The sequence below is a fragment of the Pseudoalteromonas lipolytica genome, from assembly GCF_003515105.1.
GTDB lineage: Bacteria > Pseudomonadota > Gammaproteobacteria > Enterobacterales > Alteromonadaceae > Pseudoalteromonas > Pseudoalteromonas lipolytica.
Map to the genome: position 1 here is coordinate 3,432,002 of NZ_CP032090.1, position 13,136 is coordinate 3,445,137.

9 protein-coding genes are annotated in these 13,136 nt (G+C 42.7%); 5 read left to right on the top strand and 4 right to left on the bottom strand.

The features are described from left to right. Positions 1 to 46 precede the first annotated feature (46 nt). Positions 47 to 445, bottom strand: coding sequence for an acyl-CoA thioesterase (locus tag D0907_RS15400; RefSeq protein WP_036973381.1), 399 nt, complete (start codon positions 443 to 445; stop codon positions 47 to 49). 36 nt (positions 446 to 481) lie between these two features. On the opposite strand from D0907_RS15400, the gene D0907_RS15405 reads away from it, so the two are divergent. Further along, positions 482 to 1,186, top strand: coding sequence for a 2OG-Fe(II) oxygenase (locus D0907_RS15405; protein WP_065979402.1), 705 nt, complete (start codon positions 482 to 484; stop codon positions 1,184 to 1,186). A gap of 74 nt (positions 1,187 to 1,260) precedes the next feature. Here D0907_RS15405 and envZ read toward each other — a convergent pair whose 3' ends face one another. Both envZ and ompR read right to left on the bottom strand, forming a co-directional pair. Continuing rightward, entirely contained in the window at positions 1,261 to 2,556 is a 1,296-nt protein-coding gene (gene envZ, locus D0907_RS15410) for a two-component system sensor histidine kinase EnvZ (RefSeq protein ID WP_118844720.1), read from the bottom strand. 5 nt (positions 2,557 to 2,561) lie between these two features. Continuing rightward, a complete protein-coding gene (gene ompR / locus D0907_RS15415) occupies positions 2,562 to 3,281 on the bottom strand; it encodes an osmolarity response regulator transcription factor OmpR (protein ID WP_036973384.1) in 720 nt (239 codons plus the stop codon). 166 nt (positions 3,282 to 3,447) lie between these two features. Here ompR and greB point away from each other — a divergent pair, with 166 nt between their 5' ends. The 4 genes from greB (at position 3,448) to D0907_RS15435 (ending at position 7,438) form a co-directional block, all read left to right on the top strand. Beyond that, on the top strand, positions 3,448 to 3,930 hold the full coding sequence (gene greB, locus D0907_RS15420) for a transcription elongation factor GreB (RefSeq protein WP_036973385.1): 483 nt from the start codon (positions 3,448 to 3,450) through the stop codon (positions 3,928 to 3,930). Positions 3,931 to 4,046: 116 nt separating this feature from the next. Continuing rightward, positions 4,047 to 4,352, top strand: coding sequence for a hypothetical protein (locus tag D0907_RS15425; protein ID WP_036973387.1), 306 nt, complete (start codon positions 4,047 to 4,049; stop codon positions 4,350 to 4,352). A gap of 52 nt (positions 4,353 to 4,404) precedes the next feature. Next, the gene (locus D0907_RS15430; protein ID WP_036973388.1) at positions 4,405 to 4,986 is read left to right on the top strand and encodes a CBS domain-containing protein; all 582 of its coding nucleotides are present in this window, start codon (positions 4,405 to 4,407) and stop codon (positions 4,984 to 4,986) included. 136 nt (positions 4,987 to 5,122) lie between these two features. After that, the gene (locus D0907_RS15435) at positions 5,123 to 7,438 is read left to right on the top strand and encodes a Tex family protein (protein ID WP_065979405.1); all 2,316 of its coding nucleotides are present in this window, start codon (positions 5,123 to 5,125) and stop codon (positions 7,436 to 7,438) included. A gap of 91 nt (positions 7,439 to 7,529) precedes the next feature. Here D0907_RS15435 and D0907_RS15440 read toward each other — a convergent pair whose 3' ends face one another. Then, positions 7,530 to 13,070, bottom strand: a complete 5,541-nt coding sequence (locus tag D0907_RS15440; protein ID WP_118844827.1) for a S8 family serine peptidase — start codon at positions 13,068 to 13,070, stop codon at positions 7,530 to 7,532. Positions 13,071 to 13,136 lie beyond the last annotated feature (66 nt).

Here is a 13,136-nt window from a genome sequence, read left to right on the forward strand (position 1 = left end):
AAGCGACATTTTACCCCAAGCGCCCAGAAATGTCGGCAAAAAACGGCTACTCAGAAACGAATAAGTGTGCAGAAAGTGCTGCTTTTTCTTGCTCATCTAACTTTTGCGAACATTTATTGGCAAAATCATACCGTACCAAGACCGTTTTACCCACCGCACAACATGTGCCTTGCTGCCACGCTTCTTGACGTAATACAAAGGAGCTTGAACCAATATGCTCAACACTCGTTTTTATCTCAACATCGTGGCCATAAAACAACTCTCCGACAAAGCTTACTTCAACCTTAGCTATAATCAATTTCCACTGATGTGGATTTAAATCCGGTGTAAAAAATCTAAAAATAGGCGCACGGGCGGCTTCAAACCACACGGGGAGTACGGTATTGTTGATATGCCCTAAGACATCCGTTTCGCTAAATCGGGGCGTGATTGATTCAATAAACATAGTAACCCTATAAAAAATATAAACTAAAGGTAGCTCATGACGGACTTTATTCGCGTATACGAAAACGCCCTTAGCAAAGAATTTTGCGATAATTTTATCACGGTATTTGAACAAAGCCCGCATTTAAAACAAGGCATTACCTCTGGTGGCGTTGATTTATCTAAAAAAGACAGCCGCGATTTATACCTAAATAATCACCCAGAATACGCCGAACAATTAAAACATATTCAACAAACCACCGCAGGGTACATCTTTAAGTATCTCGAAGAGCATATTTTTATGATGATTGGCGCGTTTGGATTAAAAGTCTATCACCCAAAAACCGGTCAACCCGTTGACTTAAACCAAGACAACTTTGAAGAAGTCGGCAAGCCGCAACTGCCTTTACTAGTCCAGCAAATTTTTAGAATGGGTAACATTCAGGCGCAAAAATACGACATCAATAAAGGGGGCTATCCATACTGGCACAGTGAGGTATACCCGCAAGTAGGTCATAACGAAGCGCTTCATCGCGTATTGTTGTTTATGTTTTACTTAAACGATGTAGAGGAAGGTGGTGAAACCGAATTTTACTATCAACAACGTAAAATATCGCCCAAGAAAGGAACGATGGTGGTGGCTCCTGGCTACTTTACCCACACTCACCGTGGCAATAAGCCAATCTCAAACGATAAGTATATTTTGACCTCGTGGATATTGTTTAATCGTGCCGAGCAAATTTACGGCCAACCACAGTCATAACGTTCAATAAGATAAGTGCGACACCCCTGTCGCACTTTTTAAGCAATCAGTCTTAATCTGTCACGTTATTTCATCTACAACGGTAAATAGATTTGTGCACTTAAGCCACCTTCGGGGCGATTAAGCAACTGCACTTTTCCGCCATGCATATCAACAATACGTTTGATGATTGCCAGCCCTAAACCGCTACCTTCACTACCACGCGCCGCATCACCTTGTTTAAACGGTTCAAACACGGTTTCAAGTTCACTCTCAGGAATACCAGGGCCTTGATCATTTACAACCACCATCGCGAATTTTTTATTGCTACTCAGGCGAGTTTCAACCTCAATATCACCCTGTGAATAACGTATCGCGTTTTCAATCATATTAGTGACAACACGTTTTATTGCCACCATGCTCACTGGTACATCATGAATACTGGGGTTTTCTTTAAAGGTGATGCTGCGATGATGCTTTTGTTCTGCTTCGACGACTTCTGCAACAATCGCATTTAAATCTTCAAGCGCAAGCTCTTCGCGCTTGTGATGACGCAAGTACTCTATAAATTGGTCAATAATCGCATTCATATCTTCGATATCATGGATTATCCCTTCGCGAAGGTAGTCTTCATCATCTGACATCATTTCTGTAGCTAAACGAATGCGCGTAAGCGGCGTTCTAAGGTCATGAGATACCCCCGCCATTAGTAAACGACGGTCGTTTTCTAATGCCGCAATACCCCGAGACATCTGATTAAAAGCACGCGTTACTTCAATGACTTCGGTTGAGCCCTGCTCTTCGAGTTTGGTGGAGAAGTCGCCCACCCCCACTTTTACAGCAGCTTGTTGCAGTGCTTTTAAAGGACGGTTCAAGTGACGCGCAAACAACCAGCCACCTAGCACACTTAAAAAACCTATACTGGACAAGTAAAAAGTTAAAAATTTCAGGTTGTTTTCTTGCAAACCCGTTAAGGGTACGCGCACCCAATAACCAGGGGCTTGCGGTGCTTCAACCCAATATACAAGCGGATCCGTTTGACTAATGCGCACACGTGCTGAACCATTTAACTCTTTAGACATGCTGCGCGAAAGCATTGAATACTCACGTGTTTCAGCCAGCCCTTCGCGCATTGCTTGGCGCTGAGTCATGACTTCTATCCCTGTTATTTCAAAGAACTTTTCAGAGGCTTCTTTGCTCACTTCAACGCCTTCTTCCCACTCGATAAACACTGTTTTAATTTGCTTAGCGAGGATCAGATTTACTTGCTCTATGGTTGGCTTTACAACATAAAAGCTGACCGTGATATAAGACACGATCTGGTTGATTAAAAGCAACGCTGCGACTAAAAAGACGGTTTGTCCAAATGCGCTTCGCGGAAACATGCCCATTATTGCTACTTTTCACCGTCTGGTACAAATACGTAGCCTAAGCCCCATACTGTTTGAATATAACGAGGATTAGCAGCGTCAACCTCAATCATGCGACGCAAACGCGAAACCTGTACGTCGATACTACGCTCAAGTGCGCTGTAGTCTCGGCCTCGCGCAAGGTTCATTAACTTATCACGACTTAACGGTTCACGCGGGTGTGTGACAAGCGCTTTTAATACCGCAAACTCACCACTGGTTAATGACATGGTGTTATCACCTTGCGTCATCTCACGCGTGGCTAAATTTAGTGTGAATTCACCAAAACTAATTTCGTTTTCCTCTGCAGCAGGCGCGCCTGGTACTTCTTTAGCGCGACGACGTAAAATCGCTTTAATGCGTGCCAATAGTTCGCGTGGGTTAAACGGTTTAGGAATATAGTCATCAGCACCGAGCTCAAGACCTATTATACGGTCTACTTCGTCACCTTTAGCTGTTAACATCACAATGGGTATATCGTTTTCTTTTTGTCGTAAACGGCGACAAATGGATAAACCGTCTTCGCCGGGTAACATTAAATCGAGTACGATTAAGTGGAAATTTTCACGCTCGAGTAAGCGATCCATCTGCTCTGAATTTGCTGCTGTACGAACAATAAACCCTTGCTCTACCAAATAACGTTCAAGCAAACTGCGTAAACGCATATCGTCATCAACAACTAATACCTTTGTCGTTTCGTGTCCCATAACTTTCATTCTTGTTGTAATGTGTTACTTGTTAATATAAATGAAAAACTTAAGAATAAAAATCGAATTGCACGCTTAGATTGTTACGGAACATTTCAAAATCCTACTCGACAAAGACAAAAGACTTTTATACCGTGCGGCAGGTTTTCTTGTGAGGCTAAGTAAAATGGCAAAAACAAATTTAATTACGCGTGAAGGTTATCAACAATTACAACAAGAACATGACTATTTGTGGCATGAGAAGCGTCCTGAAATTACCAAAATTGTCACGTGGGCAGCAAGCTTAGGTGACCGTTCTGAAAACGCCGATTATCAATTCAATAAACGTGTTTTACGACAAATAGATCGCCGCGTACGTTACCTAAGAAAACGTATGCCAGACCTAAAAATTGTTGACTACAATCCGCAACAAGCAGGCAAAGTATTTTTTGGCGCTTGGGTTGAAATTGAAAATGAACAAGGCGACATCAAACGATTTCGTATTGTGGGCCCAGACGAAATTTATGAGCGTAAAGATTATATTTCTATCGACGCACCTATGGCGCGTGCGCTATTAGGTAAAGAAGTGGATGACGAATTTTCGGTCATCACACCCGAAGGCACAAAAGAATGGTTCGTCAATGAAATAACTTACCCTAACGCACCCTAATTTATCTTTAAATATTCAGAAAACATTAATTAGTGATTGTCTACTCTAAAAATGTGTTCTATAACTAAAGAGACTCAAGACGCATTTAGTGCTTGAGGTTTTAGAAGGTAGTAAGTATGTCAAACCTAATACATCGCATCATGAGTAATGCCATTGTATTCGCGCTTTTAATGAGTGCGAGTTTGATATCTTACGCCAATGACATTGAAAGCCACTCAGACAGTGTTACGCCAACCGCACATTACATTGCGTGCGACAGTACAGACCCAGCCAATACAGATACTGACTTTGACAAACATACCCCATCGCTGATTGCCAGTGCAGCTCAACCACTGCCAGATGGCCGTGTTGCGGTGTATGTTAATCCTTGTTCTGTTATTTCTGTGTTCAGCGCGCATCAGCGAGGTCCCCCTGCTTTTTAATTAACTCAAAATTGTTTCAATTAAAGTTTTATTAAAATGTATGGTGATCAAAATGAATAATTTCAAAGAATTACGTCTACAAGACATTTCAAATGGCGCATTATCTAATGCTGTAAATGAAGTTGAGCCAACCCTAGACCTAACCTCTCCGGCGCTTAAAGTATTAAATAGCTTCACCAGTAAAGACCCGTTACGCGCTCATTACGACACAACGATTGTTAATGCTCTGAAACAAACTAGCAATCACTGTTCTGACTTTATCTTAGTAATTGATAGTGAAGATAAGTTACTGGGTATTACATCAAGTGCTGACCTGCAAAGCTCTAAGATTATGATGCTTGCACAGCGCTTAAACCTGCACCGTGACGAGATTACATTACACGATGTAATGACACCGCTTAGTAATTTAGCGGGTGCAAGCTTACAAAGCATTAGTTACGCATGCATTGGCGATGTACTACAAACAATGGAGCATCAAGGTATGATGTTCTTGCTAGTCACCAGTAAAGAGAATGAAATTTGTGGGCTAATTTCTGCGCGTCAAATTGCTAAAAAGTTACATATTCCTGTTAATATCAACCCCATTGCTAATAGCTTCAGTGAAGTGATGCAACACATCGATCACCCTCACTAAGTATTAAAATTTGCGTTGTGAAGAACTATTTCAGCGGGCCTTAAAAGCAGTGCTTTTAAGGCCTTCTTATTGTGATATTATTCAGGCAATTAATCTTCAGTTTTACTGATTTTCTATTTTTTAAAAAGGTTTATGCATGAGCAATATCTCTGCACGCTTAGCGACTGAGCTAAATGCCCAGCAACCACAAGTTGTTGCTGCAATCAAATTACTTGATGAAGGTGCCACAGTACCTTTTATCGCGCGTTATCGTAAAGAAGTAACGGGTGGCTTAGACGACACGCAACTGCGTTTACTTGAGCAACGCCTATCGTATTTACGTGAACTAGAAGAGCGCCGTAGCTTTATACTTGCCACGATTAAAGAGCAAGGAAAACTAACAACCGAGCTCAGTGCGGATATTAATAACGCGGACAGTAAAACGGAGCTTGAAGATTTATATCTGCCTTTCAAACCTAAGCGCCGTACCAAAGGGCAAATTGCAATTGAGGCAGGTATTGAACCACTTGCTGATGCCCTGTTTAATGATCCAAACTTAGACCCTGAACAACACGCCACTGACTACATCAATGCCGATGCTGGTTTTGCTGATACGAAAACCGTACTCGATGGGGCTAAGTTCATTTTAATGGAGCGCTTTGCTGAAGATGCTAAGTTGCTTGCAAAATTCCGCAGTCATATAAGTCAACATGGTCAAATTGAGAGCCGCGTTATTGCTGGCCAAGAAAATGATGGCGCAAAATACCGTGATTACTTTGAACACCAAGAGCCACTAAAAAAAGTGCCTTCTCACCGTGCTTTAGCCATGTTAAGAGCACGAAATGAAGGCGTATTGCAGCTCAATATTAACCCTGAACCCAGTGCTGAAAATCCTGCACAAATCTGCGCACAAATGATTGCCGATCATTATCGCTTAGATGTTAGCAACTCAGCAGCGAGTGCATGGTTAATGAGCGTAGTGCAGTGGGCGTGGAAAATTAAATTAAGCTTACATCTTGAAAATGAGTTTTTAGGGGCGATGCGCGAAAAAGCCGAAACCGGTGCCATTGACGTATTTGCAAAGAACTTAAAAGACTTATTAATGGCAGCTCCGGCTGGTCCTCGTACAACATTGGGCCTAGATCCAGGTTTACGCACAGGCTGTAAAATAGCTGTTGTAGACAGCACTGGTAAACTATTAACGACACAAACTATTTTTCCACATGCCCCTCAAAATCATTGGGAAAAATCACTGCGCACGCTTGAACAATTATGTCGCCAGCATAAAGTTGAGTTAATCGCTATTGGTAATGGCACCGCATCACGTGAATCAGACAAACTCGTCGCAGAGCTTATAAAAGCAAACAGCGAGCTTAACCTTAACAAAATTATGGTCAGTGAAGCTGGAGCATCTGTTTACTCTGCCTCTGAGTTTGCTGCGAATGAATTTCCTAATCTCGATGTATCGTTACGTGGTGCTGTTTCAATTGCGCGTCGTTTACAAGACCCCCTTGCAGAGCTTGTTAAAATTGAACCTAAGTCAATTGGTGTGGGCCAATACCAACACGATGTGTCACAAAGTCAGTTAGGGCAAACTTTGACTTCGGTGGTTGAAGACTGTGTAAACTCTGTCGGTGTTGATTTAAATATGGCTTCAGTGCCGTTACTTACTCGTGTATCGGGTTTAAACAAAACTCTGGCACAGAACATTGTTAACTACCGTGATGCGAATGGCTCATTCAGCAAGCGTTCTGAGCTTAAAAAAGTAGAGCGTTTAGGGCCAAAAGCATTTGAACAAGCCGCGGGCTTCTTACGTATCACTAATGGTACAGACCCTCTTGATAAGTCATCAGTTCACCCTGAAGCCTACCCGATTGTTAAGCGTATTTGCGAAAAGAACAACCTGGATGTCAATAGCTTAATTGGTAACTCAGATATACTAAACAAGCTTGTTGCGAACGACTATATTGACGACAAATTTGGTTTACCAACCGTCACAGACATCATTAAAGAACTTGATAAGCCAGGCCGCGACCCGCGCCCTGAATTTAAAACGGCCGAGTTTAAAGCCGGTGTTGAAACCATTAACGATTTAAAACCGGGCATGATTCTAGAAGGTGTGGTGTCAAACGTAGCAAACTTTGGTGCCTTCGTTGATGTAGGTGTTCACCAAGACGGTTTGGTGCATATTTCTGCTATTACGAATAAGTTTATCTCAGATCCGCGTGAAGTAGTCAAAGCGGGTGACATCGTAAAAGTAAAAGTGCTTGAAGTGGATGCTGCTCGTAAACGTATTAGCTTTACCATGCGCTTAGACGATGATGTTGATACCAGCAATAAAGCGGCAACTACAAGCAAACCTGCCGCGGCTCAAAAGGTAAAAAACACCTCTAAACCAAAACGCGACTTTGGTAATGCAGCCATGGGCAATGCCTTTGCCGATGCCTTTGCCAACGCTAAAGTTAAAAAGTAGCCATTATATTAGGCTAATAAAAAACCGCGTAAGTTAAGCTTACGCGGTTTTTTTGTTTTTAAAGGCTCACTAAAATGAGCCTTTAAAGCGATTACTTACGACGACGTAGTGCAAGTAATGGAAGGAGTAACAGGATGAAGTGACCGAATGAACCACTGTCATCATCTTCTTCTACTTCTGGGTATACACAGCTACCATCATCAGTATTAGCATTCGCATCGTAGTTTGTTGCAGCGGTATCTGTACAACCTAATTCAATACCGTCTGAAACAACTGTAAGTGCAAATTCTTCCATCAATGATTTTTCACCACTGGTTAAAGTGACTTTAACTGTCGTTGTACCATAGTAGTTAGCATCAGGCGTTACGCTGAATGACATGCCATCGACTGATGTCGTCGCATTGTCAGCATCAACAGACAGTGTGAACTCTTCAGCTGTCTCACGCGTTAAACTAACCATAATATTGTCAACTGACTCGTTTTCCATCACCGACATATCTTCTAGCGCAACAATCGCAAGATCAACGGCGGTTACTGTAACCATAAAGTCAGTTGAGATAGTAGTATCTGTGCCCGTTAATGTCACTGTTACAGGGATCTCACCATAGAAGTCAGCGTCAGGTTTAAGGCTAAATGTCATGCCATCAACCATTGATGTCGCATTATCAGCGTCTACAGTAAGAGTGAACGCTTCTTCTGTTTCACGTGATAAAGAAACAGCAATACTTTCTAACATATCGCCTTGCATCACAGTCATATCTTCAATGTCGTTAACCATCACGGGGGCTTCTTCACCATCAGACTCAACAGTCAGTAAAAACTCTTTGCTTACTTTATCTGTTGGGTTTGCTTTGTCTTGCACTGTAACAGTTACAAAAGTTTCACCGAAGAAATAAGGTTCAGGGATCAGGTTAAACGACATACCGTTCACCTCAGCTGACACATGTTCACCCGTGATTACTAGCTCATTTGGCGATTGATCAGCATCAATAACCATCACTTCAATGCCATCAATACGACCATTTTCAGCAACCGTCATATCAGCAATATCTGCCATTTTAAGATTGCTTTGTACACCAATCGAGTGCATTAATGTACCTGACTCTTGACTACCTAATAGATAATCAAGCGCGATGTCTTGCATGGTACCTTTCGCTTCTGGCTTTATTGTCGCTGTAAAGTTAAATTCAACTTCACTTTGCTCAGGGCCCACGTAATCAAAACAAATGACTAAGTCATCTTGTAAGATTTTACCAAGGTCATCGAAACCGATCACATTGCTTAGAGCACCGTCTTTGTAGCCCGCGGTTGTAGCATAAACACTGTCACCACCTTCAATAAAGATAGTGCCTGTATCAATATCAGAACCTAGATTGTCGTATGCAAAAATCGCTTCAAACTTACCTTCATGGTCATCAATACCACTGCGTAAGATCACTTCATAATCATAAGTATCACCCGTATTCTTGTCGGTAACATTATCAAATTCCATGAACAGAAGGTCACCAAGATCAGGACGTTCTTCTGCATATTGACTTGCAATTGTTAACCCTGTTGGATCGCTTGGATCACGTAGATTAGTGATTTCAAATGAACCACGCCAGAACGGGGCTAATGCTTCAACTAAGAAACCTGGACCACGGTGCGCACTCATCATCCACCAAATTGGTGTAAATTGCATAGCACCTGTTGGGTGTAAACGTACTTCGTTGTTGTTTGCTTGATTATAAACTTCAAACTTAGCGCCTTGTTTGTAGAATAACCAATCAATTGGTACATCAAAGTAAACATTTGAGCCACCTTCATACCAAGAAGCATCTGGTTGAATGCGGAAGTCACCCCATAAATCGATGTAGCCACCTGTTGAGTACTCATCGATCATTGGCGTTTTACACATTTCATTGGTGATGTTATTCGTGACAACATAATCACGCTTCACATTGCGAGTAGCCTCTTGAGTCCCTTTAATTGTTAAAGTGTTGCCCTCTACTTCCAATGAAGCAGCAACTGACTCGTTGTTAGAAGTCAATGTATCAGGCCAAACTTCCATGCCCTCAGGAATGGTTAACGCTAAAGTGTAATCGCGCGCGTCAGATTCATAGTTAGCTTTGAGTTTCACGTTAACATTTACAAGATCCATAGCGCGTGCTGAGTCTTGATCAATATTAAGGGTTAACGCTTCAGCGTCACGTTTAAAGTTAACTGATGTAAACCCTAAAGTCCCTTCAGCACCTTCTGAATCACCCAGTTCAAAACCACCGTAATACACATCGTTTAGCTGCGCTTCTGGTAGGTTCCAATTAATCGCAATTTCATAGTTGCCATTACCTGAATGTTGTTGTGGAGCCGACACACTGAACTCACCCGTATTTTGCTCTTTCACAAATGCATAGTGAGTCACTGTTTGATAACCCACATCGCGTAAACCAGCTAACGCTGCGGTAGCGAACCAGTATTTACCAGGCTTAGGATCGATAATATTACAGTAGTTATCCTCAACACTGCTTGAAGAATAACAAATCATCTCTTCGTTCAGTGCTTTAATTAATGCATTTGGATCTTCAGCAATGTCTTCATCCGACACCATGAACGAGCCACTACCATTCGCATCATAACCCACCACTAAGTGTGCTTTTTTAATTTGCCAACGCGGTTCAACGATATCTGATAAATCAGTCGTTTGCTCTGTTGATGCCACTTTAATCATCAGGCGTTTTGTACCTTCAGGTACCTCAATTGCCTGAATATCCCATGCTTTTTCTACACGGTCTTTCGTTACATAAGGTGATACACCTAAGATATTGGCTGTTACTTCAGTCGGTTTTACAAGGCCATAATAAGTTGGTGTAAACTCACTGTAGCTGTCAGTATTCACAACGATTGACTCTGATGCATTGGCACGAGCCATATCGATATCAACCATGGCTGGAAGCTCATCAATGACATTTTTAGCCGCTAATGTGAAGTGAGCATCAGGTGAATTACCATCGGTATTTTTAAAAAGTACTTTACCGTTAAACCACGCATTTTTGTTTATAATGCTGTCCCATGGTGCGCCGGGTTCTGCTGGGTCTAGTTTAGACTGAATGATATTCGGTAAATTCATCGTTACCATCACGTCTTGTGTTTCACCCGCTTTAAGTGTGAAGTTACTTGGTGTAACACTCACTTCGACACCCGCACTTTCTTGCTCGCCTTCAATACCCCAACCATAGGCTGTTGCATCCCACGAACCATCTTTAGCCGCTTTCACTGTGCGCATCCAAGAACAGGTCAGTTCACAGTCTTGGTTTACTAATGTCGGCAGGTTTAACCACTCCACTAAACCGCCATTACGCGGGTTAGCATTGTGATAGTTTTCGATTGTCTCATCCATGATAAGACCTGCATTTGCCGCTTGCGCAACATCAATTGAGCCACTTCCCGTCATGAAGTTGTAGTAAGGGTCAACTAACGTAACACCGTTAGAAATGCGCACTTTATTCGCCGTCATCATCAGAGCCGATTGTACTTCAGCAGGCGTCCAATCTGGGTGCATTTGCATCAATAAAGTCATGGCGCCGGTTACATGCGGAGTAGCCATTGACGTACCACTCATGAATGTCCAGTCTGATGCTCTAGGATTGGCAGTGAATGGTTGGTCATCAGCATTCGCAGCATAAATATCAACACCTGGTGCCGTCAAATCAGGAACAAGGTTGTTAATATAATAACTTGGGCCCATAGAGCTAAAAATAGCGAGCTGGTTGCCAGCTTCTTCGTCAAACGAATAGTTATTTTGCGGCTCACCAATAGTCGCAATTGCAGCGCCATCAGGGTTAGCATTCACCCAGTTGCGAATAGCAAAACGCGCACTTGAAGATAAGTGAATACCTGGGATCACATAGTTATCTGCAACAACGTTCTCACCAAAAGCAATATTTTGCAGGATAAAACCACCTGCGCCACCCGCAGCTACGTTTTTCGCTTTATCAACACGCGCAATATCACCACGTAAACACACCACTATTTGGTCTGCGGTGAAAGTACCCGCAGGGAATGGGGCATTACAGCTAGCTGCATCATAGCCATCGTCAGCATTAGGGTCGTCGTAATTCTCAGCTAAAACAACCTCACCAGTAATTCCACCAGCGAAACTCTTACCTGCATACTCACCAACAGAAGGTGCACGTGTACCTTGGAAGTTGTTAATGGTTTTAACACCTAATTCCATCACGCGATCATGCGTTGATGCCCCCACTGTCGTCACCCAAGGTGATGTATGATCCGCAGACATATAGTACGGACCTGAGTTACCCGCAGCAGCAGCAACAGAAATACCGGCCTCACGTGCGCTTAAAAATGCCATTTCCATTGGATCTTCCCACGGGAAGCTTTCACCGCCACCGATTGAGAAGTTAATCGCATCAACGCCATCTTCAATTGCATCTTCAAAAGCAGATAAAATCGCCGACTCAGGACAACCAGCGTATAAGTCGCCTGAGTTGCCCGCGTGACATACTTGGTATGAAATAATGTGCGCGCGCGGTGCAACACCACTGGTGTGATCAAAGGTAAATGGTAAGTTTTCACCATCACTCACTTTCTCACCTGTGGCTGCTTGAAGTGGCGTATTCTCTATGTAGTTACCCGCGGTTGTGCTTGCAGTATGTGAACCATGACCGTTGTAGTCTTCACCATTCTCTGGACGACGATCAGCACGTGCAAATCGATAGTCTGAATTCGCAGCCGTAATTTCAGGGTAAGAGCGAACACCAATTAACTTGTCATTACATAACGTAGGATCAGCTTCACAATCACCAACGAAATTACCTGCACCAAATGGATTTGATTTGCTGTACTCTTCATCGCTTGCAAACGCAGGGTGGTCAGTATTGATACCTGTATCAATAATACCTACAACCATGCCTTCGCCTTTAACACCCACTGATGATGCAGGTGTAGCGCCTTGCCATAATTGATCTGCGCCAATAAACTCTGGGCCACGGTCTGTACGTAGTTCGAAAATACGGTTTGGTGTGATGCGTTTCACACCCGATTGCTTAGCCAGTAGCTCAGCATCCGCCTGCGTCATTTCGACAACAACGGCATTGTTTGCTAACGTAAATTGCTTTTTAACATCAATGCTAGCACCCACGGCACGTGCCTTGCCTAATACAGATGTTTGGCGCTGCTTTAAGAAACCCTGATAAGCACGCACCTTATGTGCCGATGTATCCAAGCGCTCATTAACCATTAACGAACGAGATTCAGTAACCGCTGTTGCAGTAAAGCCCTGAATGTCACCTTGGTAACTCGCGACGGGCTCTTCAGTCATTTGAACGATATAAGTTTGAACACCTGTCACACCCTCTTGAGGCTGGAACACATGTTCTGGTTGTTGATTTTGATAATGTTGATTTAAACGCTCAACACTGCCCTTTAATAAGCTTGGATGATCAGCAATTTGTTTTTGTTCTTGATACTTTGCGATATCTTCAGCTGTAAATGTTGGCTGATAAAAGCCTTTGTCTGACACTTTATTAAAGCCCGGCTCTGCCGCAGCATAACCTGAAGTACCTACATACAATGCTGTAAGTACTGCAACTGAGCTCTTTTTCAAGTGTGCTATTTTATTATTGCTAGGTTGCATATGATTCCCACTGATTTAATTTAAAACAGCTTTGCTTACGCAAAAGCTGAGACACTAAATTCTATT